This is a genomic window from Streptomyces sp. NBC_00258 (genome assembly GCF_036182465.1).
Classification (GTDB): Bacteria; Actinomycetota; Actinomycetes; order Streptomycetales; family Streptomycetaceae; genus Streptomyces.
The window spans coordinates 11,567,637-11,590,910 of record NZ_CP108081.1; the positions used below are offsets into that span (position 1 = coordinate 11,567,637).

Here is a 23,274-nt window from a genome sequence, read left to right on the forward strand (position 1 = left end):
ACGTGATGCTGGCGAGCCGGCAGGAGTCCGTGCCGGTCTCGATGACGGCCGCGTCGAGGGTGAGCCGGTCGACGATGGCTGTGTAGAGCCTCGGATCACTGAACGTCTTCGTCCATCCGCTGAAGCTCCGTTGGAGGCGACGACGCTGTTCTTCTGCTCGCGCTTGGTCAGGACCTGGAACAGCAGCTCGGCGCTCCTGCGATCAAGCTCCATGTCGGCCGATGGCTGACGACGGCACTGCGGGCGCATCCTGAACCCGTTGGACGAGCCGCGGAACTCGCTGAGTTGTACGACGTTGGGCCGGACGTGCGGGAACCGGCCGGCGTGCTCCACGCTTGTGACGAAGTCCTGGAGGCCGTGGGCGGGCTCGTCTCCGCGGTGCGGTCCGTGAGAACGTCGACGGGACGGTGGGTGGTCATGTCGACCAGGATCGTCGCGTACCTACGGCCGCGGCGCACGGCGAACTCATCGGCACCGAGATGCGGGACGGGGCCGGGTTGAGGGACACGCAGTGCGCGGATCAGGCGGAGCAGGGTGTCCTTGCCCGTGGTGATGGATCCGCCTGGACAGACGGGCCCGCACGGCCGTCCAGGAATATGGCGATGGCTGCGAGTTGGGCGGTGAGAGCGTTCGTGCGGCGCGCGTGCCGCCGGGCCAGGGCCGGGATCTGCTCGGCGAACGTCCTGTGGGAACAGCGGTCGTTCCCGCACACCAGACGACGTGCTCGCAGATCGAGTCGTGCCCCTGCCGGTCAGCGACAGGACGATCCGCCAGACGGCGCTGGGCTGGGCTGGTAGGAGCAGTGCCCCTGCGAGGATCTCAGCCCGTGTTCCGGACAGGCGGCTGCCACCGCCGGCGACCGCGCAACAAGACGGGCCTGGGTGCCCTCGATTGCTCCCTGGTCGACCTGCACGCCGATACCCGGGAGAAGAATTTCGGTGACGAGTGCCGCGTCCATCACACCCAGGTGATGCCCACCCGTTCGCGGCCGCCGCGCACCCCCAAGCCAGCGACAGAGCGACTTTTCGTGGAGGGCTCACCGACGGTGATGTCCGTGGCATGTGGTGAGATGGCCGCGCTCTGTCGGCAGCCTGGTGGGAGATTGTTTCGATGCCTGTGTACCCGTCGCTGACCCGTGCTCTGGCGGAGGTTTTGGTCGATGTCCTCTGGTTCGTCGAGGGGAGCGAGGACGAGCAGATGGACCCGGATGACGCGGTCAAGGTGTTGGAGGGTGCCGCCCATCTGGTGACTCAGCTGTCGAGTGATCAGCGAAGCGAGTTCATCGACCTACTCGGTTCGATGGCTGCAGAGGAGGCCGATCCTTCGCGCCGCGAGTTCTTGGAAGGCTTCCCTGAAGGGTTTGGACTCGCTGAGGACGACTCCTGACCTTGGATCTATACGGAGAGTAGGACGTGCTTGCGGAGGAGTTCGAATCCCGCGCGACCGAACATCTGACACTTGAGCATCTTGATCCGGTTGACGTGATCTTCGACGACGCCGGAGATCCAGGCCAACGCGGAGTGGAACATGTGCCGCCGCCTGTTCATCACCGCTGCCATCCGCGACGGCCGTCCACCTCATATCGCGCAGGTCATCGCCGGTCGCGCCAATGTCACCACCACGATGGGCTACCACGCGATCTGCCCAGCCGGGCGATGGAGGCCCATCGCGCCTCCATCGCCCGTCGCCGATCGCTGCGACCTGCCGAGAAGTACCGCACCCCCACCAACGCCGAGGGGGAGGACTTCCTGGGCCACTTCGAACGCCGCAGGCTCTCCGTCGGAACCTGCGCTTGCGCCTACGGCACTGACTGCATCCACGAGCACGCCTGCGTCCGCTACGAGCCATATCAGTGCCGAACGCGCAGATCCTTCACTGGTGACATGTGCAGCGACCTCACCGCAGCGTGCGCATCGACGTGCCGATGTATACGGCCAGGACGAGCAGGAAACCACCCCCGGCGAACGCCGTCTCCGTCAGGGTCGGCTCCCGCCCCAGCAGCAGGGGCCGCCAGCCGAGGAACACCCCCAGCGCGAGCCCGGTCCGGACGGTCTGGGCGAGCGGTGACCAGGCCAGCCGCTGGAGGCGGTCGGCGTGGGCGCCGACGGTGAAGCAGGTGGTCAGTACGGCGCCCCCGATGAGGGCAAGGACGACGAACGCGACCAGCGCGGCGCCGCCGTTCTCGTCGTCCGGGAAGGCCGCCCAGCGTCCTGCGGCGATCGTGGGCAGGTCCTTGCGCTCGTCGACGTAACCGCCCGAAGGGGCCCACAGGACGTCAACCTCAGCCCCTTCAACGGGCTTGTCGTACGTGTACGCGTCCGGCACGGCGAGCCGTTGGGGACCGCCCGGCACGAAGACGACGAGGTGGGAGGTGTACCCCTCCAGGTCACCGTCGCTGAACTCCTCCCGCACGTCTGCCGGCCCCGCCACCACGGTCGCGGTACTCACCTCGGCACCGGCGTCCCGTAGGGCGTCGACCCGCTCCCCCCAGTCGGGCGAGGTCATCATCGCGGCGAGGAACGCCCCCGCGGAGAAGGCCACGAGCAGCCATACGGCGGCGGTACGGAGCTTGACCCAGAGCACGGAGTCGTCGAAGGAGAGCGAGCTGGGATTGCTCCAGGCATGCGGCGCCTTGGCCAGAGGGACTCCGACGCTCCGGTACCTCCGCCACCAGGCCGCTGCCGCCGGCACCCGCAGCGTCCACAACGCCACCACCCGCACCACGGCACACCCCACGGCGACGGCACCCCACACCAGGGGCTCATAGTAGGGCCGCGGCACGGGCCCGCTCCCGAGCAGCTGCCAGCAGGCGACCGCGGCTGTGCCCCACGCGCCGAGCGCGCTCAGACGCACCAGCCAGCTCAATACGTGCCGCATTCGGGCCCCCACCCTTTGAGGCAGCCGTCCTATCACACGAGATCCCCGAGTAGCTGAGCCGGCTCCTGCACACAAGGCGCCACATCCTAGTAGCGCCTGGTCAGGTTGATATGGATGTTGGTATGTCGCGGTGGCAGGTGGGGGAGGCGCCGGTCCAGAGGGCGAGGAGTCTCTGTAGCTTGCGGACGACTTGGTAGAGGCTCACGCCGACGCTGTGTCTTTTGGGGCCTGGGCCGGCGAAGGGCTCGCGCAGCCAGGGCTCGCCGTTCATGGTGACGACACCTCTGCCGCACCCAGCCCCCGTCCGCAGTGGATTGCCGTGCTACGCGCCATGTCGACTGGTGGCGCGCTGTGTCGACGTCTCGGCGACCGGGCTAGTGGGGACCTTTGGCGACGGCGGCTCGGTGGCCAACGTCGTCCTGGTCGCCGTGAGCACCGCGTTCTACAGGCAATCGATCGAGACCGCCCGAGCGGCTACGTCGGGCAGAGGGTGTCCGCCGCCACTCTGCTGTGCGCAGAGGTTGGCGGACCACGGAAAACTGCCTCGACTGCCGGTCGTCGCGCACCCCGCGAGGATCCATGTCTGCCATCTGGGAGGAAACCAAGCTGCCCGGGGCCACCTCGGCAACGGTGAACATCCGTGGCAGGTCTCGGTGTTCATACCGAATGCCCCACAGGTTCCCGCGCGGCGCACTCCGCTCCTCACCCCGCAGTGATTGCGTCTGGGTAACTTATCAAGTCAGATGCTTGCACTTGATGTTAAGTGGTGGGTTCCCTAGCGTTCTCGGTATGAACCTCACTGTTCTCGCGGCCTCTGGCCGGACCGGAATGGCCCTCACCCGGCTGGCGTTGTGGCGTGGTCACACTGTGACCGCGATCGCGCGTGATCCCGAGCGGATCGCTCTGCCCGACTCGCCGAATCTGCGCAAGGTGGCGGGTGATGTGAATGACGCGGCTGGTATCGGCGCCGTCGTGGATGAGGGTTCCGTGGTTCTTTCCGGGCTCGGCACGGACCGGGCGGGGACGTTGCTGGCCGGGGCCGGGGCTGTGGTCGCGGCCGGTCCGCGGCGGGTGATCTGGCTTGGCGCGTATGGCACGGGCAGGTCGGCCGGCGTGGCGGGGGAGGGGGCGGGCGTGCTCGCCGCGGTGCTGGGTGAGCGGCTGGCGGACAAGGTCGAGGCCGACGACACGGTGCTCGCGGCCGGGGGCACGGTTTTCCATGCCGGGATGCTCGTCGACGGGCCGGTAAGCCCTGGCCGGCGCACGGTCGGCCTGGCGGCCGCGCCCGTCTTCGACCTGGGTGCGCAGGTCAGCCGGGAGACGGTTGCCGCGGCGATGCTCGACGAGGCCGAGACGCCTGCTTTTCCCGGTGCTGTGGCCCTGCCGCTGCCGGAGTAGGCGGGGCAGTGGGCAGGCCCAGTGGTCAGGGGGCGGTGATCTCCTCGATCGACTCGCGGACCTGTTCGCGGAGCCAGGCGTGGGCGGGGTCGGAGTCGTAGCGCTGGTGCCAGTTGCAGTTGATCGTCGCCGCCGGGGACTGGACCGGCAGCGGCCGGGTGGCGAGGGCGAACACCTCGATGAGCGGGCGGCCCAGGACGGCCGTGCAGGTGACCAGCGCGTCGCTGCGGGCGGCGATCTGCAGGGCGGTGGACACCGTGGCGACCGCCGCGACCACCCGGCGCTCAAGGCCCTCGGCGGCCAGCACCTCGTCGATCGACGCGGTCAGGCGGCCGCGCCGGGAGATCACCACATGCGGCTGCGCGGCGTAGGAGGCCAGGTCGAGTCCGGCGGCACAGGGATGGTCCGCGCGCATCGCCACCACGAGCCGGTCCTCGCCCAGCGGCTCGGAGCGGAACTCGGGCAGAGCGGGCCTGGCGCCGCCGAGTTCGAGATCGACACGGCCGTGGCGCAGGTCGTCGGTGTCGACGGAGTTCTCCGCCAGCACCCGCAACTGCACCCCCCGGGCCCGCTGCTGGATCCTGTCGACCAGGACCGGCACCAGCGACGCGGCCACCGCGTCGTGACACTGGATCGTGAAGGTGCGCTCCAACCGCGCCAGATCCAGCTCGCGGACCGGCGAGAGCACCTCGTGCGCCTGCCGCACCAGCCGGTGCACCTCCTCCCGCACCGACAGCGCGTACGGAGTGGGAGCCATCGAATGGCCGGTACGCACCAGGATGTCGTCCCCGGTGACAGTACGAAGCCGGCCCAGCGTGCGGCTCACCGCGGGCGAGGACAGATGCAGCCGCTGGGCCGCGCCCATCACGCTGCCCTCCTCGAGCAGGGCGTCCAGCACGGTCAGCAGATTCAAGTCCAGTTGCATGACAGTAAATCCTAACCAGCCACAGATCCACTCCGATCAACTCCAGGAGCATCACATGAACCAGAAACACAATCAGCTGGCCCACGACCTCAACGGCACAGGACCGCTACTCGTGGCAGTCCACGGCATCACCGAGAACCGAAGCTTCTGGGACCCTGTCTGCCTCCAGCAGCACTTCCGCGTGCTGCGCGTCGACCTACGCGGCCACGGGGACTCGCCTCGGACCTCGCCGTTCGGGATCGACGAGTCGGTGGAGGACATCCACCATCTGATCGAGTCGCTGGGCCAGGATCTGACTGGGGGCCAGCCCCCGTTCATCGTCGGCCATTCCCTCGGCGGGGTAATTGCGACTGCCTACGCAGCTCGCTACCCGACCCGTGGTGTGGTCAACGTTGACCAGTCGCTGCGGGTCGGCCCGCTGCCCGCGGAAATAGCCATCGCTGTGCGGGGAGAGGGTTTCGCGGACTTCGTCCGTACGGTATTCGCCTCGCTGTACGGTGAGCTGGACCCTGCCCTCGTAGCCGACATCGAGCGCCGCCGCACCCTCGACCAGGACGTGTTCAGCGGTTTTTGGACCCCGTTGCTTGATTGGGACGCTGACACCCTGGCAGCGTGGTCCCGACGGACCACGAGTCTCCCGCCAGGTGTCCCGTACCTGTCTTTGCATGGAACGGACCCCGGTAGTGACTACGCCGACTGGCTCGCCGACCGCATCCCCGCCGCCGTGGCCGAGCAGGCACCGATCCGCACGCACTATCCGCACCTGGCACAACCCGAATGGTTCGTCTCCCGCGTCCATGAGTTCTCCACTGACTTCGGGTCGTCAGGGTGACGCTGGCTCGTCGAGAGCCAGGCCCGTGCCCGCTGCGAAGCCGTCGAGAGTTTCGGGCCGGTACTGAAGGCGTTTGAGCCGGTTGCGTACGAGGGCCTCGAGCCGGTCGAGGGCCACCTCGACGAGGTTGGTCAGGCTGCGCTTGACGTGCGCCCATACCCACTCGATCGGGTTGAGTTCGGGAGAGTAGGCGGGCTTGGTGGGGCACGGTGATGGGCCTTCAAGCAGTGGCCATCGGTATGTGCATGGTGTGGCTGGCGGATCCGAAGCACCCAGCATTACCAGAGCAAGCGGAATACTCGGCCGCCGCCATGGTGGTTGCTGGCGCTGGAACCGTGGCCCTGTTTTCCCATGTGGCGGTTTCTCAGCGCTCCCTTCGGGGCTGTGTACGGCCACATCGAGGAGGTTGAAGCCAAGGAGTTTGAGAAGCGCGTAATTGAGCGTGCCCAGCGTGAGGCACAGGACGACACGCAGGCCTGAACACAACGAGAGCATCGGTGAGCAGTCAACCGGGGCTCTCGTTGTGCTCAGGCCCACGCTGCACGGGTGGTCGCTGCTGTGCCGCTGCCCGCTCCGCTTGCCGGCCTGTCTTGAGCGCGGCGTAGCTGGTGATGAGCCCTCCCACGGCGCCAATCGCGGTGACCCCAAACCCTGCCCAGGCCAGGGCGCCGGAAGCAGACCCGCCTCCGTCCGTACCGGGGGAGGCGTCGCCCATGGAGTAGGTCGATGCCAGCAGCACGGCGCCCACCATGAATACGAGGACCCAGACTGCCAGCTGCTGGGCGTAGTTCTTCTGGTCGGGTGGTTGCTGCATGCCAGGCCTCCAACATGGACCTCCTTCCATGGTGCGTCGCTGTTCCCGCGTCCGCCATTCATCGCCATCAGGGGTGGTTGCCTGTGGGCGTCGTACCCCTGGTTCTGTTCACGTATCACGACGGCGATTGTTCGGCACTCTGAGGCGACTTCCCGGGGCCGATGTTGATGTTCACGAGAACGGACAGGACCCGTCGACTGACTCCCCGTCCCGGGCAGGGGTGGCCTTCCTGGGCCTCCGGTACACACAGGAGCCGTTGTTCGGCCTGGTGAGCGTTGCAGTTTCCGGCGGACAGGTAAGGCAGACCGGCCGGGTCCTCGGTCCCTGGGTATCGGTGGACCTTTCGCCTCGCCTGCGGCGCGCGCCCGTGGTGCGATGAAACGGGGGGTCGGGAAGGAGAGAGCGATGACCCCACCGGCAGGGGAGCGCAAGAGTGGCACGGGCGCTGTGTCGGTCCGCCCGCTGGGTGAGGCGGATCTGGATCGGGCCGACGAGATCTTTCGGGTCGCCTTCGGGACGTTCCTCGGGGTTCCCGAGCCGAAGACGTTCTTCGGGACCGCCGACTACGTCCGCACTCGCTGGGCGGCCGATCCACAGGCGGCCTTCGCAGCGACGGTCGAGGGCGAAGTCGCCGGATCGAACTTCGCCGCCAACTGGGGCAGCGTCGGGTACTTCGGTCCGCTGACCGTGCGTCCGGACCTGTGGGACCAGGGCGTCGGCAGGCGTCTCATGGAGCCGGTCATGGACTGCTTCGACACCTGGGAGAACCGCCACCTGGGCCTGTTCACCTTCTCGCACAGTCCCAAGCACCTTGAGCTCTACCGCCGGTACGGTTTCTGGCCCCGATTCCTCACCGCCATCATGAAGAAGCAGGTGGCAGGTAGTGCCGCAGTCCCCGGCCGAGTGCTGTACGGCCAGTTGCCCGCCGCCGAGCAGCCCGATGCCCTGAGCCTCTGTCGCGCACTGACAGAGGCCGTGTACGAGGGCCTGAACCTGGAACGCGAGATCGTGGCCACGCACGCGCAGGGGCTCGGTGACACGATCCTGCTCCAGGGCGCCGGCTCCGAGCTCGATGGCCTGGCCGTCTGCCACTGCGGAGCCGGGTCGGAGGCAGGCGAGGACGTGTGCTTCGTCAAGTTCGGAGCCGTACGCCCTGGCCCGGATGCCGCCACCCGGTTCGACCGGCTGCTTGGCGCGTGCGAGCAGTTGGCCGCCGAGCGCGGACTGGGTCAGCTGGACGCCGGGGTGAACCTGGGCCGCCCGGATGCCTACCGTCGCATGGTCGACCGCGGCTTCCGCACCTGGTTGCAGGGCGTGACCATGCACAGGCCCAACGAACCCGGCTACAGCCACCCCGGCGCCTACGTGATCGACGACTGGCGCTGAGACTCCGCCACACCCGGCCCGCGAGGATGGCCCGGTGCTGCACGAACCCGTGAACATTCCGCGTCCGCGCTGACGGCCAGAGACCTCCCGGACCGCAGTCGGGATGCTGCCCCTGCTCATGGACATCGCCAGGGCGCCGTGGTCGTTCGTACGGATCCGGTCGGCGAGTTGGCCGAGGACCCGCTTCGGCTCAAGGCCGGTGCGGGCGGCGATCGCGGGCAGTCGGCGGCTCACATCGACAGTCAGCCACACCTGCGCCTTGAGGTCTTTGCGCGCGCTTCCTGCCGCTCCATCTGCCACGCGGCACGACGGGCGAGGGCGCCTTCCCGCTGTACGTCGTGTTCCGGTGCCCATGTGCTGCGCTGTTCGTCCCGTTCCGGGCTGTAGATGGGCCAGCCGTCACCGTCCATCAGGGCGGTGTTGCGGCGCCGATCGGTATGCCGCGCCCTCGCTGCTCGGCGGGGGCCTTCGGCGCATCGTCGTGGGGCCACGGTCGACGGTGGGGGAGTCCAGCTGCTGCCGGGTCTCCCGCTCACGCCGGTCCGCTTCTGTGACCTTGTCCGCGACCTGAGCCACGCTCAGCCCCTCCGCCCTGCTGCCGGACCGCAGCCCGGGCCACATCGTCAGCACTCCGCATCATGCGCTGCCCTCCTGCGCCGCCCACTCCAGACCGAGGCCGACCGGATCGCAGAGGTCGGGGACTACGCCAGACTGCTGCGACGCAGCGGTCTCTACGCGGAGCCGTACACGCTTCAGGCCTGCGGCTACCGGTGAATGTGGCCGGAACGGGTCCCTGGCGTGTGCGGGAAGAACGCGATGTGATTTCCGGGTGTCTGACGAAGCGATACTCATCAAGCGTCTCCAGGAAGCGGGATACGCAGCCAGAGAGGTGAAGAAAGCCACCGGCGGAGTCGTCGCAATCGCCGGGCTGGTAACCCTCGAGGACGATTCCCGGGTATTCGCGAAAACACTTCAAGGGCCGGACCAGGACATTTTCCCCGTCGAAGCCGCTGGCCTGACAGAGCTCCGCGAAACCGGCGGGGTGATCACGCCGGAGGTGCTGTGCGCCTCACCTCGGCTCCTCGTGCTGGAGAAGATGTGGCCACGCCGCGACGACGAGCGTTTCTGGGAGCGGCTCGCCCACATGATCGCCGACCTGCACACCTCCACGACCGCCGAGCGGTTCGGCTGGCACCGTCCGGCCTGGCTGGGCCGGCTGCGCCAGGACAACACGTGGGACAGCGACGGCCACGCGTTTCTCGCGGAGCGGCGCATCCTGCGCTGGCTGTCGGAACCTCTGGTCGAGGCGGCCTTCGACGCCGCGGAACGGCAGGCCCTGGAACGGCTCTGCGCCGCCCTGCCCGAACTCGTGCCGGGCCGGCCCCCGTGCCTGACCCACGGCGATCTGTGGCAGGAGAACCTCGTCGCCACCGCCGACGGCGCGCCCGCGCTCATCGACCCCGCCGTGTCCTACAACTGGCCGGAAATCGACCTCAGCATGCTGTGGTGCTCCCCGCGACCGCCCGCCTCGCACCGCTTCTTCGCCGTGTACGAGGAGCTCACGGGGATCGACGGCGGCTGGCGGGACCGGATGGACCTTTTCCATCTGCGAGAACTCCTGAGCGTCATCGCCCATGACGACGACGCCTGGGGGGCCGCGGAGGCCGTACGGAAGATCATCGCTCCGTTCCGGCGGGACGGTGGCTCGGCGACGGTGTGACCGGCGTGCCGCCGAAGAGTCGCCTCTTGACCTTGTGGAGCGTCCCATATTTCCCCACCGCGTCAACTCCACCGCCCAAGTACTCGAGTTGGGGCGTTCCTCGTCCGCATAGTCGCTGTGACGGTTCACGACACCGTCCGTATCTTGGCGCCATGACGGATGAGGGAGAGCCGCAGCTCTTTGTGAACCGCTGGGGCGACACGTCGGGACCAGCGCTGGGTGCGGGCGGGCACCAAAGGGCAGACGCATGCTCGTGTTTCGACCAGTCCAGGCCGCGCCAGCGGGCGCGGGTCGGGTTCCACACCGAACGGCAGGACACCTCCGCGCCAGGCTGGCAGCACCTGCTGGACCTGGTCGACGAGGCCGCAGCCGACGGACGCGAAGAGTTCCGCCCTCTGACCGAGCTCAGCCCCGAAGAGCGGCGGCAGGTCGTCACCCTGCCGCCGAGCATCGCCAGGCTCATTGCCGTCAAGCACCTTGTGCTCTACGGCAGCAACCTGGTCCGGATTCCGCCCGAGATCGGGGCCATGAGCAGTCTGGAGGAGTTCACCCCTTACACCTCCTACCGGCTGCACTGGTTCCCCTACGAGATCACTCGATGCCGGAAACTGAGCCGCAGCACGGTGAGCACGCGCGCATTGTTCGGCAACTACAAGCTGCGGCCGCCCTTCCCGCGGCTTCCAACTGCCCCGGGCCCCGTCGCGGGACTCGACCTGGGAAACCTGGATCCTCGGCGCTGGGGCGCCACGGCCATCCACAGTTGCAGCGTCTGCGACCGCCCGGTCGCACCAGCTGGACTGCGTCAAGTGTGGATGTCACTGTCTGTGGCCACCGATGTACTCCCTCTGCTGGTCAACGCCTGTTCGACGGAATGTGTCACCGAACTACCCGCCGGCTCCCAGGACTACATCCCCAGACCGCACCAAGGCGGCCGGGTCGAATAGCCGGCGTCCGACTGGGATTGCCCCTGTCGGCCCTCGCCGCACGCTGCTCCTCCGATTGGGTCAGCGAGGAAGCACCTACGGCATGGAACGTCGGGCGGGGGACTGCCGCCGTCGATGGGAACTACGTGATCGTGGACAGGTGCGGAGCTCCTTACGGACCAGGGTCCGGCACCGTGGTGGCGCGCCCGGCGATCGGAGGGAAGGCCGGCATGCCTGGGTCGATGACCGCGCATTTGTGAGCCAACTCCGCTTCCTAACGGTTGGTCAGGTCTGATCTGCGGCACGTAGGGCCTGCGCCAGCCAATTCAGCTCCTCGGTCGCGTCGGGAGACGAATTCTGCCCGCGCACGCGGGCGACGAGCCTGCGGTAGTGCTCCGCTCCTGCCTCGATCCCGGCCTCCAGGCTGCGCAGCACGGCGGCCCGATCGGCGTCACCGAACAGCTCGGACAGCACCTCGGCCGCCGCCGGCCCCTCAGGGGCGATCCCGCGTTTTCTGACCTCCGCGACGGTCTGCACGATCTGCCTGGCCCACCAGATGGACGCCCCAGGGGGATGGCCTTGCCCCGGTAGGGGCGTGTTGAGCTTCATCCAGGTGCGCAACCGGGCACGGAAAGCGGGGTCCCGCACCAGCTCGGCCAGTTCGATCCAGGCGTCGACCTGATCTGGTGTGGGATCGTCGGGCAATTCGATACTGAAGGCGCGCATGCGGTCACGCAGGCCCGGGTCGTCGACGCCGCCGAACACCTCTTCCTTGAACTCGTCGATGATCTGCTTGCGTTCGGCGGCGGAAAGCCGCGCCAACCGGTTCATCAGTGCTGTCTCCTCAGCAGTCGAACTCCGTTTCGCCACGGTGGACAGGACGGCCCGGCTCACCTTGAGCGAGCGGATCTGCGCGTCGAGCGCGGCCACGTGCGCGTCGGCGACCTCGGCGACCGTGGTGCGGCCGCTCAGGACGTGGCACACGTCGTCGAGCCCGAGACCCAGCTCCCGCAGGGTGCGGACCAGCTCGACGCGGGCCACGGACTCGGCGTCGTACAGCCGGTAGCCGCTCGCGGAGCGGGCCACGGGCGGCACCGCTCCCTCGTCCGACCAGAAGCGCAGGGTGCGCACCGAAAGTCCGGTGCGGTGCGCGAGCTGGCCGATGGTGAGCACGTCGGGGTGTTCGTCGTCCATGGGTGAGATCCTGGACCCTCCAGTCGCTGGAGACACAAGCGTTTCAGCGCGACATTCTGTGAGTCCGGTGACGGCCCGTTGGGCCCCGCGGACGCGACCACGAAAAGCTGCGACACAGGTACTTCTGGCGCTGCTCGGTTGGGATTGCAACCCCGAGCAACCAGGAGGCCCTGCCGTTGTGCCGCGGCTGCCGAGAGATCACCCGAACAGGAACCCTGTTCGGGTGATCAAGCCTGGCGGCCTCGTCAGGCCGATGAGTTTGCCTGCCGTCTGAAGTCTTCCTTGTGACCTTCCGCCCGGTGGGCGGATCAGGAAGTGGCGGATCACGGTGTGATGGAGGAGAGATGGAGGCCAGGATGAGCAATCCGATTCGGCTGTACATGTCGATGTCGCTCGACGGCTACGTTGCCGGTCCGGACGATCGACCGGGCCAGGAGCTCGGACGCGCCGGTGGACGTCTTTTCAACTGGCTCGACGACCGGGAATCCGAGGGCCCCAGTGGACAGGTGTATCGCGAGGCGCTGGCGACCGGCGCGGTCATCTCCGGCCGTCGGACCTTCGAACTCGCCGGGCGGTGGCAGGGCGATCATCACGACGGTGTGCCGATCTTCGTCCTCACCCACCATGTGGAGGACGGGGACGTGCCACCGGGCCACGCGCGATTCGTCACCGACGTCGAGGACTGCGCCCGTCAGGCCCGCGAGGCCGCCGGGGACCGGCCGGTCATGGTCCATGGGGCGGGCGCGGCCCAGGCGCTCCTCCGGGCCGGGCACATCGACGAGATGGAGATCCACCTGGTCCAGGTCCTCCTCGGGGACGGCCGACGGCTGTTCGACCACCTCGGGGGTGATCACATCGAACTCGACCTCGTGCGACGGCTCGAGGACCGTGACGTCACGCACCTCCGCTACCGGGTACGCCGTCCCAATGAGGCCGCATGAAGACGCTCTTTGTCGCCTGCCGCGTCACCGACCTGGACCGCTCGCTCGATTTCTACACCGCCCTGGGCTACGTCGAGCTGGGCACGGTCGACGTAGGGGACGGGAGCCGCCTCGTGATCCTGAAGTTCCCCGGCGAACCGGCGGCCTCGCTCGAACTGGTCCACCGTCCCGTTGGCGGACACGTCGACGTGGGCAGCGGTTTCGACCACCTCGCGATCCAGGTGGACGCACTGGCCGCCACCCTGGAGCGGCTGACCGGCGCCGGCCTGGAGCCGGGACCTGTCCAGTACCCGGGCGGGCCTCACGGCCCGAAGACATCATGGCTCACCGACCCGGATGGCTACCGGATCGAGTTGGTCGAGTGGCCGCCCGGACACCCCGACGGCATCACCGCCGCGGACTTCTCCCGAGCGGTCCGGAGAGCGGAGTGAAGAAGCCCCGCTTCGGGGCGGCCGCGACGCAGCACGAGGCGACATCCCCACCCCATCCACAGGTTTTGACAGTTGCCCCTCGCCCCACTGCGACGGCCCGGACGGTGATGGCGGGGCACAAGACGGGACTGTCGGCGTTGGAAGCACAGACGTCAGCACAACCCGGCCGCACGCGGATGGCAGGGGTCAAGGTGCACAGCGGGCGGCAGGGTCAGTCGCCGGTGAGGCACGCCCTGTGGGTCGGCCCGCCAGGTGAGCGGCCCTGCCGACCGAGGTCCGGCCGGGGAACTCTCCCTCGGCCAGGGCGGTGTCGAGCTGCTCGGCCAGGTCCCAGTCGGCCGGTCGAAGGCCGGGGTTGTCGGCTTTGAGTCGGCGATAGGCGTCGGTGGCGCAGCTGCCGGTCGACGGCTGCCGCACTTCCCGCCGCGGAACAGGCTGCAGTGCGGGTCATCGGACACGGCAGCAGGCACCGCCCTCCACCGACTGACCGACGCCTTCAGTGAGGCCGGCTATGGCGCCAGAGGACCGGCAGGGGCGGCATCGTCGTGGGAGGCGGTCCAGGAGGCGAGCAGGCGCAGGGCTTCTTCGGAGGGCGAGCCGGGTTCGGCGGTGTAGATGAGGAGGGTGAGGCCGGGTTCGTCGTCCACGGCCGAGCCGTGCCAGGCCAGGGTGAGCTCGCCGACGACCGCGTGGTGGAAGCGTTTGACCCCGGTGCCGTGACGGCGCACGTTGTGCGAGCCCCAGCGGGTGCGGAAGGCGTCGCTGCGGGTGGACAGCTCGCCCACCAAATCGTGGAGATCCTTGTCATGGGGATTGCGGCCGGCCTCGGTGCGCAGCACGTCCACGGTCATGTCCGCGATGAGATCCCAGTCCGGGTAGAAGCGGCGGGCCGCCGGGTCGAGGAACTGGAAACGGGCCATGTTCGGCGGCCGGGTGTCACTGTCGTAGATGTCGGCGAAGAAGGCGCGGGCCAGCCGGTTGGCGGCCAGCAGGTCCAGGCGGCCGTTCGTCACGAACGCGGGCCCGGCGGTGACGGCGTCCAGGGCCCACTGCAGGCTTTTGGGCAAGGTCCGCTGCCGACTGGAACGTGAGCGGGGGCGGGCGAGGGTGTCGGAGCCTTCCTGGGCCTGGGCCAGGTGGAGCAGATGAGCCCGTTCGACCTCGTCCAACTGGAGTGCGCGGGCGACCGATTCGAGCACCGCTGGGGAGACACCGGACAGGTTGCCGCGCTCCAGCTTGCCGTAGTAGTCGACGCTGACGTCGGCCAGCGTGGCGACTTCGCTGCGGCGGAGTCCGGGCACGCGGCGCCGGGTGCCGGTCGGCAGTCCGGCCTGCTCCGGGGTGATCTTGGCTCTCCGCGAGGTGAGGAACTCGCGGACTTCGTCACGGTTGTCCACACCTCTGACCGTACGACGTCCGCGCGGCCGTAGGCATGTACTGCCAGTACATGGTTCATCAGCCACTGGTTGACCACCCGGAACGCCGGTTACCTGGATGCCGTGGCACCCAGCCACGCCCGGCCGTCCGACGCGGCCGGTCCTCCGTATGTAAGGAGCCCCGCATGCGCGGTGTCGTGATGCACGCCCCCGGTGACTTCCGGGTGGAGGAGCGCGAAGACCCGAAGATCCTCAAGCCGACCGACGCGGTCATCCGGGTGGCGGCGGCCTGTGTGTGCGGCTCGGATCTGTGGCCGTACCGCGGGGCCGAGCCTTTCGAGGCACGCTCGCCGATCGGCCATGAGTACGTGGGCGTGGTGGAGGAGGTCGGCAGCGCCGTCACCACCGTCAAGCCCGGTCAGTTCGTGGTCGGCGGCTTTTCCACTTCGGACAACACCTGCGCCAACTGCCGTGCCGGTTACCAGACTTCGTGCGTCCAGCGCGAGTGGATGAACGAGATGGGCGCCCAGGCGGAGCGGCTGCGCGTCCCGCTCGCCGACGGCACCCTCGTCGCCACCCCGGGCACACCCGACGCCGACTTGATCCCGAGCCTGCTGACCGCCTCCGACGTCCTCGGCACCGGCTGGTTCGCAGCCGTCGCCGCCCAGGCCGGTCCCGGCAAGGCGGTCGCCGTGGTCGGTGACGGCGCGGTCGGCCTGCTCGGCGTGCTGGCCGCACGGCAGCTCGGCGCGGAGCGGGTCATCGCCATGAGCCGGCACGCCTCCCGCCAGAAGCTGGCCCTGGAGTTCGGCGCGACCGACATCGTCACCGAGCGCGGAGACGAGGGCGTGGCGAGGATCAAGGAGCTGACCGACGGCTTGGGCGCACACTCGGTTATCGAGGCGGTCGGCACCCAGGAGTCGATGCTGCAGGCGATCCGCTCCACTCGTCCCGGCGGACATGTCGGCTACGTCGGTGTCTCCCACGACGTCACGCTCGACGGCCAGGAGCTGTTCTTCTCCCACGCGCACCTGCATGGCGGCCCGGCCCCGGTCCGCCAGTACCTGCCGCAGCTGATCGATCTGATCTGGACCCGGCAGATCGACCCGGGCAAGGTCTTCGACCTCACCCTCCCCCTCGACCGGGCCGCCGACGCCTACCAGGCGATGGACGAACGCAGCGCCATCAAGGTCCTGCTCAAGCCCTGACGGACCACGCCTTGCGAACGGACGGTACGTGCATGAGCGACGAGATGAGATACGGGCATCTGGGCCGCTCCGGGCTGATGGTCAGCCGGATCGGCCTCGGGACGATGGACTTCGGCTTCACCGTGGACGAACCGACCAGTTTCGCGCTCATGGACACCGCCGTCCAAGCGGGTGTCAACTTCTTCGACACCGCCGACGTCTACGGCGGCCCGCAGTCGGCGGACATGGAGAAGGGGTACGGCGTCTCGGAGGAGACCATCGGCCGGTGGCTGAAGCGCAGCGGGCGCCGCGACGACATCGTCCTGGCCACGAAGGTGTACCAGCCGATGGGACTCGGCCCGAACGACCGTCGGCTGTCCGCCTACCACATCCGACGCGCGTGCGAGGCGAGCCTGCGGCGGCTCCGGACGGACCACATCGACCTCTACCAGATGCACCACATCGACCGGGCCACACCCTGGGAGGAAATCTGGCAGGCGATGGAACAGCTCGTACGCGACGGCAAGATCAGTTACGTCGGCAGCAGCAACTTCGCCGGCTGGGACGTGGCCCTCGCCCAATCGACCGCCGAGGCATGGCACTTCATGGGCCTGACCTCCGAACAGAGCCTGTACAACCTCGCCGTGCGAGCCGTGGAACTCGAACTCGTCCCCGCGCTGCGCCACCTTGGAATCGGACTGATCCCCTACAGCCCGCTACACGCCGGCCTGCTCACGGGCGCACTCGAGTCCGCTGCCAAGGGACACATCCGGGATGAGTCGATGCTGGAGCACATCGACGCGAACCACGACCAACTCGAAGCATACGAACAGCTGTGCCGGGAGCTGGGCGCCGAACCGGCGCACGTGGCGCTGGCCTGGGTGCTGCACAACCCTGCTGTCTCTGCCACGGTCACCGGAGCGACGACGAGCGAGCAACTACGCTCCAACCTCGGTGCACTGTCCGTGCACCTGGATGACGAAGCCGTGGAACGCCTCAACCGCATCTGGCCGGGGCCGGGGGAAGCCCCGCAGGCGTATGCCTGGTGAAGCCGGCCCCAGGCCGACCGACATCCCGGGCCGCCCTGCTATCGCGTCGCCGAGTTCTCCCGGGCGGCGATCCGCCCATGGCGCGGATCACAGGGACCCCGGTCCCGACCACCGCACCGACATACGGGACTTCCTCGCAAGCCGACGAGCCAGGATCACCCCGGAGCAGCTCGGACTGCCCACCAACGGACCACGCCGAGTGCCCGGGCTACGGCGCGAGGAGGTCGCGCAGCTGGCCTCCATCAGCACCGACTATTACACCCGGGTCGAGCAGGGGCGCATGCAGGCGTCCGCCCCCGTCCTGGAGGCGGTCGCCCAGGCCCTGCAACTGGACGAGGACGAGCGCAGATACCTGTTCGACCTGGCCCGGGCAGCCGGTCCCGCCCGGCGTGCATCTCGCCGCCGCAGGGATGTCGAGGTGCCGCCCTCCGTCCAGTGGATGCTCGATTCCATGACGCAGTCGTCGGCCTTCGTACGCAACGGCCGCATGGACGTCATCGCCCACAACACGCTGTACCGCGCTCTGCACGCACCGATGTTCGACAGCGACACCATCGACCGGCGCGGCCGGCCGAACATCGCCCGCTACCTCTTCCTCGATCCGGGCTCAGCCGATCTATTCGTCGACTGGGAGGCCGCCGCTGTGACCACTGTCGCGCTGATGCGTGCCGAAGCCGGGCGCGAACCCCACGACCGGGTCCTGCGCGAACTCATCGGCGAACTGTCCACGCTCAGCACCCGGTTCCGCACCCAGTGGGCCGCCCACCACGTCCGCATCCACCACTACGGCATCAAGCGGCTGCGGCACCCCGACGTCGACCGCCTGGAACTGGTGTATCGATCCATGGACCTGCCTCTCTCCGACCGTGCGGTGTACGACCTGACGATCTATACCGCCGAGCCCGGCACTGCTTCCGAAGACCGGCTCAAGCTCCTCGCCAGTTGGGCAGCCACACAGCCGTCAGCCACAGAGCCCACCCGACACGAGAGTCACTGAGACCATCGGCGATGCCTCCAGGCCGCTGTGCACCATGGCAGCGGAGCACCCTTCCGTGAGCACGCCCAAGGTCGCCTACTCGGTGACCGTCCGGCTCGAAGTCCCGCGGCAGGCAACGCGGTGTCCCAGCTGACAGCCACCATGGAAGGGCTGGGCGGCTCGGCCACCGCCCTCGGCGTCATCTCATCCGACGCCGACCGTCTCGGCATAGGCGTCACCATGGCCGCCACCTTCACCGCCCACGACACCGGATGCGCTGCGCGGGGCCGTTTCACGAGACAGAGACCGCCGATCCATGGATAAACCTTCCTCTCCCGCCCCTTCGCGGGCGCTCCTACGGTCGAGGCCGCGGGTGCTCACCAGCCCGTCGTACCGAAGGAGCAAGACCCCCATGAAGATGACCGGTAACACGATTCTGATCACCGGCGGAACCTCGGGCATCGGCCTCGGTCTGGCCCTGCGCCTGCACGAGGCCGGCAACAAGGTGGTCGTCGCCGGCCGCCGCAAGGAACTCCTCGACGAGATCACGGCCGAGCACCCGGGCGTCGACGCGCTCGTCCTCGATGTCGCGGACCCCGACTCGATCGCCCGGGCCCGTGAGACCGTGGCGGCGAGCCACCCGGGGTTGAACGTCCTGGTCAACAACGCCGGCATCATGCTGTTGGAGAACCTCCTCGACCCGGCGGAACTCCAGGTCGCCGAGGATCACGTCGCGACCAATCTGCTCGGCACGATCCGGATGACGTACGCCTTCCTGCCCCTGCTGGTGGGCAAGGACGACGCGGTCGTCATGAACGTCACCTCCGCGCTGGCGTTCGTACCGTTCCCGATCACGCCGACCTACAGCGCGACGAAGGCCGCGCTGCACTCCTTCTCCGAGAGCCTGCGCATCCAGCTCGCCGGTGCTGATGCCGGTGTCCAGGTGATCGAGGTGGTCCCGCCGGGCGTGCGCACGACCCTGCTGGGTCAGCAGGACAGCGACCAGTCCATGCCGTTGGACGACTTCCTCACCGAGACCCTCGACCTGCTGCGCGAGAAGCCCGACGCGAAGGAGCTTGTCGTCGAGCGCGCCAGGTTCATCCGCGACGCGGAGGCCAGCGGCTCCTACGACAACGTCCTCGCCATGATCAGCGGTAGCTGACGACCTATAGGGACCGACGCGGAACAAGGGCACGTGGGCGGGCACTGTGAGGTCGCATCATGGGCGTACGCGAGGACCGCCTCGGGGTGGTCCTCACCGAGGACGCGAAACGGTAAGGAGGCGTCTGCGGCTGCGCCTCGGTCGTCGGACCGGAGCGAGACACGCGAGCGCCCGTCAGACGACGAACATCGTCGTGTCGGCCAGGCCGGGCGACGAGTCCCGCGGCCGGTCCAAGGCGTCGGGCGTCCTCGACGGGGACCGTTGCCGCAGGCCGTCTTCCATACCGGCGTCCTGCGGCGCACCGCCGACAGTCGGCGCATTCCCCAGCGGGGCATGCGGGTCAGGTGACCATCGGGTCGTCTCGCTGGGAGCGCCCTCGGTATCGGTCGTATCGGCTTCGCGCGGATGGGGGAGGGCTGCTCAGCCATGGATCGGCGGTCTCTGGATAGCCGCGCGGGATGCGGCGAGGATGGGGGCATGGACAAGAAGGAACTGGCGGAATTCCTGCGCCGTCGGCGTGAGACGCTGCGCCCCCGTGACGTCGGGCTGGTCGAGGGGCCGCGCAGGCGTACGCAGGGGCTGCGCCGCGAGGAGGTCGCGCAGCTCGCCGGTATGTCCACCGACTACTACGCCCGGCTGGAACAGGAGCGTGCTCCGCAGCCCTCCGTCCAGATCACCGAAGCGCTCGCCCGGGCACTGCGGCTGACCCTGGACGAACGCGACCATCTCTTCGTGCTCATCGGCCACAATGCCCCGGCCCGCTTCCACCGCTGCGATCATGTCAGCCCGACGCTGCTGCGGGTTCTGGACCGCCTGGACGACTCCCCGGCCCTGGTGCAGACCGATCTGGTCGACACCCTCGCTATGAACCCCTTGGCCGTCGCGCTGCTCGGCGACCAGACCCGCCACACCGGCCTGGCCCGCAGCGCCTATTACCGCTGGTTCATGGACCCGGCCGAGCGTCTGATGGTGCCCGAGGAGAGCCGCGAGCGTCACGGCCGCGCCCAGGCAGCACGTCTGCGGGCCGCGCTCACAGCCGGCAGCGACACCCCGCGAGCCGCCCGGATCCTCGCCGAACTCCAGGAGCACAGCCCCGAATTCGTCCGCATGTGGGAACTTCAGGAGGTCGCCCGACGCTACGAGGACTGCAAGACCATCCTCCATCCCGAACTCGGCCGCATCGACGTCGACGCCCAGGTCCTGCTCACCGAGAACCGCGCCCAGACTCTGGTGGTCCTGACCACTCGCCCCGGCACGGAGAGCCACAGCAAGATGGAACTGCTCTCCGTCATCGGACACCAGCAGCTCGCCCCCTGACGTCCTGGCCCGGGGGACGGGCCGGGCTCGGCGCGGGAAGGGCCGGACAAGGGCAGCCCGGAACGGTGCGGCCCGCACGGCTTTAGCCCTGTGCTCCGCGGCCAGACATGTTGGCCTCCTGCTCTGTCCGGGCACCGTGGCCGGGCCGCCCGTTTGACCGGATGCACCCTCCGCTTTACTCTCGAATGTGTGCGGAGGCAGCATCCGTTTTGATGCTGCCGCAGGATCACGGCAGGCAGGAGGGCGCATGAGCGCCGGTGAACTGCGGGGACGCAAGCCCCGCGCGGACGTCCAGCGCAACCGCGCTGCCCTCCTGGAGACCGCGCAGCGTCACTTCCTGCAGCACGGGGTCGGCACCTCCCTTGAGGCGGTGGCCAAGGAGGCAGGAGTCGGGCCGGGCACCCTGTACCGGCACTTCCCCACCCGGGAGGCGCTGCTGGCGGCCGTGCTGCAGACGCGCTCCGAGAAGCTGGTGGCCCGCCAGGCGGACATCGATCAGCTCGGTGACCCGGCCGAGGCGCTGGAGCAGTGGCTGCGGGCGATGGAGGAGTACTTCAGCGCCTTCAGCGGGCTGCCGGACCCGCTCATGGCCGCGGCCCGGGCTCAGGAACCGGACAACCCGCTCACGATTCCCTGCGACATCCTCATCACCGCCACCGATCAGTACGTGCGAGCCGCGCAGCTCGTGGGGCGCGTGCGCGCGTCGGTGCGGGGGCACGACCTGTTCCTCGCCGCCTGTTCCGTTGCCTGGATCAAGGGCACCGGCACCGAACAGGAGTCGCTCGACCGGCTCCGGACGCTCATCGCGAGCGGCTACCGCCAGCAGAACACCCAGCCGTAAACAGCCAGGCACCCCGCCCCGCCCCGGCAACGCCAGGCGACACCACCACACAGCCATCACGCCGCGCTGCCCCCAGCGGCGGCACAACCTCCTAAGGAACAAATCATGAAAATTACTGTCATAGGCGCCGGTGCCATCGGCGGGAACCTCGCCGCCAAGCTCAGCACGGCCGGGCACGACGTCCAGGTGGCCGGCGCCCGCGGCCCCGAGGCCGTCCGGGCGGAGGTACTGGAGTCCGGGGCACGCGCGGCGGACCTCGCCGACGCCGTCCAGGGCCGCGACGTCATTGTCTTGGCCATCCCCTTCGGGGTGGCGGGGAAGCTGGCCGGCCTGTTCGCCTCGGTCCCCGCCGAGACGGTGGTCATCGACACCTCGAACTACTATCCGCACCTCAGCGGGCAGATCGAGGCCGTGGACAACGGCGAGGTCCACAGCGTGTGGAACGCCGAGCAACTGGGGCGCCCCGTGGTCAAGGCATGGAACGCCGCCCTGGCAGAGACCCAGCGGACCAAGGGCGTTCCGGCCGGAACGCCCGGCCGCCTCGCCATCCCCGTCGCCGGCGACTTTGAGGAGGCGCGGCGTGTGGCCATGCAGCTCGTGGACGACACCGGCTTCGACCCCTACGACGCCGGCACGCTCGCCGACTCCTGGCGCCAGCAGCCGAACGGCCCCGCCTACTGCACCGAACTGACCCTCGACGAGCTGCCGGCGGCCCTGGCCGCGGCCGACCGAGTCAAGGACACGCGCGTCCGCGACAGCCTGCCGGAGCGTTTCGCCGCCCTCGGCGCCAATCCCACCGTCGACGACGTCGTCGAGATGAACCGCGCCGCCCACCGCTGAGTCACCCGACGCGGCTCTCGCGCACGCGACGGCACGAGGGCGGCAGCGTCGGCACGCCACGAACACACACGACGCATACGAAGAGCGGCGCTCACTTCGGCAAGGTCGTCATCACCCACTCACACCACCGCGTCCGCGGTCGGCCGCAGCCCCGGTCGCGCCGCAGGGACCAAGCCCGGGAACCCCGGTCACCGAAACCGGGGTTCCGTTCCGGACAAGGAGTCTCACCATGAAGATCGGCATTCTCGGCACCGGGAACATCGGCAAGACGTTGACCAGGCGGTTGAGCGCGGCCGGGCACGAGGTGAAGGCGGCCAATTCGCGTGGCCCGGAGACGATCGAGGCGGACGTGCTGGCCTCGGGCGGACGAGCGGTGACAGCGGCGGAAGCGGTAGTGGACGTCGACGCCGTGATCCTCTCCATTCCCTTCGCCCGCATTTCGCAGGTCGCACCACTGATCGCCAAGGTGCCGGCTGACACGGTTGTCATCGACACGTCGAACTACTTCCCGCATCGGGGCAACGGAATCGCGGCGATCGAGGCCGGCCAGGCCGAGAGCGTGTGGGCTGCCAAGGCCCTGGGCCGGCCCGTCGTCAAGGCGTGGAACTCGATCGGAGCCGAGTCGTTCGTGCACAGGAACAAGGCGGCGGGAAGTGCGGACCGCATCTCGCTCCCCGTCGCGGCCGACAGTCCGCGAGAGCGTGACCTGGCAATGGCACTCGTTGAGGACACCGGGTTCGACGCCTTTGATGCGGGGCCGCTCGCGGAATCGTGGCGGCAGCAGCCCGGCACACCCGCCTACTGCACGGATCTCACCCGTCAGGAGCTGCCGGACGCACTGGCGGCGGCCGACGCGGCGCGATCACCGAAGCGTCGCGACCTCGGGCTCGCCGTGATCCAGGAACGCTTCGGGGCCGGCGTGCAACCAGACGCGGAATACCTTGTCCGCCTGAACCGCGCAATCTCGATGTGAGGAGGGACGGGGGCTGACGCGGTGACCCGTCAGAGGCCCGGGAATCTCGCCCCAGCTCGCCGACGCCATGCCCGGCCCGCACGACCCGCGCTCCGCCTGCGGCATCGAAGTG

Annotated in this window: 23 protein-coding genes and 2 pseudogenes; 17 read left to right on the top strand and 8 right to left on the bottom strand. The window is 68.8% G+C overall.

The features are described 5' to 3' along the window. Positions 1-7: 7 nt before the first annotated feature. Positions 8-213: pseudogene (locus OG718_RS51340) on the bottom strand (ATP-binding protein); the annotation flags it as partial. An 897-nt stretch (positions 214-1,110) separates the two neighbouring features. Here OG718_RS51340 and OG718_RS51345 point away from each other — a divergent pair. Beyond that, a complete protein-coding gene (locus tag OG718_RS51345; protein ID WP_328847526.1) occupies positions 1,111-1,386 on the top strand; it encodes a hypothetical protein in 276 nt (91 codons plus the stop codon). Positions 1,387-1,394: 8 nt separating this feature from the next. On the opposite strand, the gene OG718_RS51350 is transcribed toward OG718_RS51345, so the two are convergent. Next, entirely contained in the window at positions 1,395-1,559 is a 165-nt protein-coding gene (locus OG718_RS51350; RefSeq protein ID WP_328848017.1) for a hypothetical protein, read from the bottom strand. Between the two features lie 337 nt (positions 1,560-1,896). Continuing rightward, positions 1,897-2,877 (bottom strand): hypothetical protein, encoded by a 981-nt coding sequence (locus OG718_RS51355; RefSeq protein WP_328847527.1) that lies wholly within the window; start codon positions 2,875-2,877, stop codon positions 1,897-1,899. 789 nt (positions 2,878-3,666) lie between these two features. Here OG718_RS51355 and OG718_RS51360 point away from each other — a divergent pair. Beyond that, positions 3,667-4,275: an NAD(P)-dependent oxidoreductase gene (locus tag OG718_RS51360; RefSeq protein ID WP_328847528.1), complete on the top strand. Its 609-nt coding sequence runs from the start codon at positions 3,667-3,669 to the stop codon at positions 4,273-4,275. Positions 4,276-4,300: 25 nt separating this feature from the next. Here OG718_RS51360 and OG718_RS51365 read toward each other — a convergent pair whose 3' ends face one another. Next, the gene (locus tag OG718_RS51365; RefSeq protein ID WP_328847529.1) at positions 4,301-5,200 is read right to left on the bottom strand and encodes a LysR family transcriptional regulator; all 900 of its coding nucleotides are present in this window, start codon (positions 5,198-5,200) and stop codon (positions 4,301-4,303) included. 55 nt (positions 5,201-5,255) lie between these two features. On the opposite strand from OG718_RS51365, the gene OG718_RS51370 reads away from it, so the two are divergent. Then, positions 5,256-6,032 carry an alpha/beta fold hydrolase gene (locus tag OG718_RS51370; RefSeq protein ID WP_328847530.1) on the top strand — a complete coding sequence of 259 codons (777 nt, stop codon included), beginning with the start codon at positions 5,256-5,258 and terminating at the stop codon, positions 6,030-6,032. On the opposite strand, the pseudogene OG718_RS51375 reads toward OG718_RS51370, so the two are convergent. Together OG718_RS51375 and OG718_RS51380 are read right to left on the bottom strand one after the other, a co-directional pair. Then, positions 6,024-6,227, bottom strand: a pseudogene (locus OG718_RS51375) (IS630 family transposase); the annotation flags it as partial. The gene OG718_RS51370 and the pseudogene OG718_RS51375 overlap by 9 nt on opposite strands. Before the next feature lie 310 nt (positions 6,228-6,537). Then, positions 6,538-6,846, bottom strand: coding sequence for a hypothetical protein (locus tag OG718_RS51380; RefSeq protein ID WP_143645078.1), 309 nt, complete (start codon positions 6,844-6,846; stop codon positions 6,538-6,540). A gap of 405 nt (positions 6,847-7,251) precedes the next feature. Here OG718_RS51380 and OG718_RS51385 point away from each other — a divergent pair, with 405 nt between their 5' ends. The 3 genes from OG718_RS51385 (at position 7,252) to OG718_RS51395 (ending at position 10,896) form a co-directional block, all read left to right on the top strand. After that, on the top strand, positions 7,252-8,232 hold the full coding sequence (locus OG718_RS51385) for a GNAT family N-acetyltransferase (RefSeq protein WP_328847531.1): 981 nt from the start codon (positions 7,252-7,254) through the stop codon (positions 8,230-8,232). 829 nt (positions 8,233-9,061) lie between these two features. Further along, the gene (locus tag OG718_RS51390) at positions 9,062-9,952 is read left to right on the top strand and encodes a fructosamine kinase family protein (RefSeq protein WP_186001687.1); all 891 of its coding nucleotides are present in this window, start codon (positions 9,062-9,064) and stop codon (positions 9,950-9,952) included. A gap of 152 nt (positions 9,953-10,104) precedes the next feature. Continuing rightward, positions 10,105-10,896: a leucine-rich repeat domain-containing protein gene (locus tag OG718_RS51395; protein ID WP_328847532.1), complete on the top strand. Its 792-nt coding sequence runs from the start codon at positions 10,105-10,107 to the stop codon at positions 10,894-10,896. Positions 10,897-11,160: 264 nt separating this feature from the next. On the opposite strand, the gene OG718_RS51400 is transcribed toward OG718_RS51395, so the two are convergent. Next, the gene (locus OG718_RS51400) at positions 11,161-12,069 is read right to left on the bottom strand and encodes a helix-turn-helix domain-containing protein (RefSeq protein ID WP_328847533.1); all 909 of its coding nucleotides are present in this window, start codon (positions 12,067-12,069) and stop codon (positions 11,161-11,163) included. A 356-nt stretch (positions 12,070-12,425) separates the two neighbouring features. On the opposite strand from OG718_RS51400, the gene OG718_RS51405 reads away from it, so the two are divergent. After that, a complete protein-coding gene (locus OG718_RS51405) occupies positions 12,426-13,010 on the top strand; it encodes a dihydrofolate reductase family protein (protein ID WP_328843579.1) in 585 nt (194 codons plus the stop codon). Then, a complete protein-coding gene (locus OG718_RS51410; protein WP_328847534.1) occupies positions 13,007-13,441 on the top strand; it encodes a VOC family protein in 435 nt (144 codons plus the stop codon). The genes OG718_RS51405 and OG718_RS51410 overlap by 4 nt, the downstream gene beginning before the upstream one ends. Positions 13,442-13,950: 509 nt before the next feature. Here OG718_RS51410 and OG718_RS51415 read toward each other — a convergent pair. Then, positions 13,951-14,838 (bottom strand): helix-turn-helix transcriptional regulator, encoded by an 888-nt coding sequence (locus OG718_RS51415; protein WP_143643316.1) that lies wholly within the window; start codon positions 14,836-14,838, stop codon positions 13,951-13,953. A 164-nt stretch (positions 14,839-15,002) separates the two neighbouring features. Between OG718_RS51415 and OG718_RS51420 the strand changes: the two genes are divergently transcribed. The 9 genes from OG718_RS51420 (at position 15,003) to OG718_RS51460 (ending at position 23,162) form a co-directional block, all read left to right on the top strand. Continuing rightward, on the top strand, positions 15,003-16,025 hold the full coding sequence (locus OG718_RS51420) for a zinc-dependent alcohol dehydrogenase family protein (RefSeq protein WP_143643315.1): 1,023 nt from the start codon (positions 15,003-15,005) through the stop codon (positions 16,023-16,025). Between the two features lie 44 nt (positions 16,026-16,069). After that, positions 16,070-17,053: an aldo/keto reductase gene (locus tag OG718_RS51425; protein ID WP_328847987.1), complete on the top strand. Its 984-nt coding sequence runs from the start codon at positions 16,070-16,072 to the stop codon at positions 17,051-17,053. Positions 17,054-17,174: 121 nt separating this feature from the next. Then, complete coding sequence (locus OG718_RS51430) at positions 17,175-18,050, top strand: helix-turn-helix domain-containing protein (protein ID WP_328847988.1); 876 nt, start codon at positions 17,175-17,177, stop codon at positions 18,048-18,050. Positions 18,051-18,170: 120 nt separating this feature from the next. Further along, complete coding sequence (locus OG718_RS51435; protein ID WP_328847535.1) at positions 18,171-18,353, top strand: hypothetical protein; 183 nt, start codon at positions 18,171-18,173, stop codon at positions 18,351-18,353. 88 nt (positions 18,354-18,441) lie between these two features. Then, the gene (locus tag OG718_RS51440) at positions 18,442-19,191 is read left to right on the top strand and encodes an SDR family oxidoreductase (RefSeq protein ID WP_328847536.1); all 750 of its coding nucleotides are present in this window, start codon (positions 18,442-18,444) and stop codon (positions 19,189-19,191) included. 477 nt (positions 19,192-19,668) lie between these two features. Beyond that, positions 19,669-20,508, top strand: coding sequence for a helix-turn-helix transcriptional regulator (locus OG718_RS51445; protein WP_328847537.1), 840 nt, complete (start codon positions 19,669-19,671; stop codon positions 20,506-20,508). Positions 20,509-20,755: 247 nt separating this feature from the next. Further along, complete coding sequence (locus tag OG718_RS51450) at positions 20,756-21,349, top strand: TetR/AcrR family transcriptional regulator (RefSeq protein WP_328847538.1); 594 nt, start codon at positions 20,756-20,758, stop codon at positions 21,347-21,349. Between the two features lie 105 nt (positions 21,350-21,454). Further along, positions 21,455-22,189 carry an NADPH-dependent F420 reductase gene (locus tag OG718_RS51455; RefSeq protein ID WP_328847539.1) on the top strand — a complete coding sequence of 245 codons (735 nt, stop codon included), beginning with the start codon at positions 21,455-21,457 and terminating at the stop codon, positions 22,187-22,189. 229 nt (positions 22,190-22,418) lie between these two features. After that, positions 22,419-23,162 carry an NADPH-dependent F420 reductase gene (locus OG718_RS51460; RefSeq protein ID WP_328847540.1) on the top strand — a complete coding sequence of 248 codons (744 nt, stop codon included), beginning with the start codon at positions 22,419-22,421 and terminating at the stop codon, positions 23,160-23,162. The last annotated feature ends 112 nt before the right edge of the window (positions 23,163-23,274 follow it).

Coding starts and splice junctions, on each gene's coding strand:
- OG718_RS51350 (WP_328848017.1), bottom strand. CDS start 1,559: ATGGCAGCGGTGATGAACAGGCGGCGGCACATGTTCCACTCCGCGTTG.
- OG718_RS51355 (WP_328847527.1), bottom strand. CDS start 2,877: ATGCGGCACGTATTGAGCTGGCTGGTGCGTCTGAGCGCGCTCGGCGCG.
- OG718_RS51405 (WP_328843579.1), top strand. CDS start 12,426: ATGAGCAATCCGATTCGGCTGTACATGTCGATGTCGCTCGACGGCTAC.
- OG718_RS51365 (WP_328847529.1), bottom strand. CDS start 5,200: ATGCAACTGGACTTGAATCTGCTGACCGTGCTGGACGCCCTGCTCGAG.
- OG718_RS51425 (WP_328847987.1), top strand. CDS start 16,070: ATGAGATACGGGCATCTGGGCCGCTCCGGGCTGATGGTCAGCCGGATC.
- OG718_RS51410 (WP_328847534.1), top strand. CDS start 13,007: ATGAAGACGCTCTTTGTCGCCTGCCGCGTCACCGACCTGGACCGCTCG.
- OG718_RS51360 (WP_328847528.1), top strand. CDS start 3,667: ATGAACCTCACTGTTCTCGCGGCCTCTGGCCGGACCGGAATGGCCCTC.
- OG718_RS51450 (WP_328847538.1), top strand. CDS start 20,756: ATGAGCGCCGGTGAACTGCGGGGACGCAAGCCCCGCGCGGACGTCCAG.
- OG718_RS51380 (WP_143645078.1), bottom strand. CDS start 6,846: ATGCAGCAACCACCCGACCAGAAGAACTACGCCCAGCAGCTGGCAGTC.
- OG718_RS51420 (WP_143643315.1), top strand. CDS start 15,003: ATGCGCGGTGTCGTGATGCACGCCCCCGGTGACTTCCGGGTGGAGGAG.
- OG718_RS51370 (WP_328847530.1), top strand. CDS start 5,256: ATGAACCAGAAACACAATCAGCTGGCCCACGACCTCAACGGCACAGGA.
- OG718_RS51455 (WP_328847539.1), top strand. CDS start 21,455: ATGAAAATTACTGTCATAGGCGCCGGTGCCATCGGCGGGAACCTCGCC.
- OG718_RS51395 (WP_328847532.1), top strand. CDS start 10,105: ATGACGGATGAGGGAGAGCCGCAGCTCTTTGTGAACCGCTGGGGCGAC.
- OG718_RS51460 (WP_328847540.1), top strand. CDS start 22,419: ATGAAGATCGGCATTCTCGGCACCGGGAACATCGGCAAGACGTTGACC.
- OG718_RS51400 (WP_328847533.1), bottom strand. CDS start 12,069: ATGGACGACGAACACCCCGACGTGCTCACCATCGGCCAGCTCGCGCAC.
- OG718_RS51345 (WP_328847526.1), top strand. CDS start 1,111: ATGCCTGTGTACCCGTCGCTGACCCGTGCTCTGGCGGAGGTTTTGGTC.
- OG718_RS51445 (WP_328847537.1), top strand. CDS start 19,669: ATGGACAAGAAGGAACTGGCGGAATTCCTGCGCCGTCGGCGTGAGACG.
- OG718_RS51440 (WP_328847536.1), top strand. CDS start 18,442: ATGAAGATGACCGGTAACACGATTCTGATCACCGGCGGAACCTCGGGC.
- OG718_RS51385 (WP_328847531.1), top strand. CDS start 7,252: ATGACCCCACCGGCAGGGGAGCGCAAGAGTGGCACGGGCGCTGTGTCG.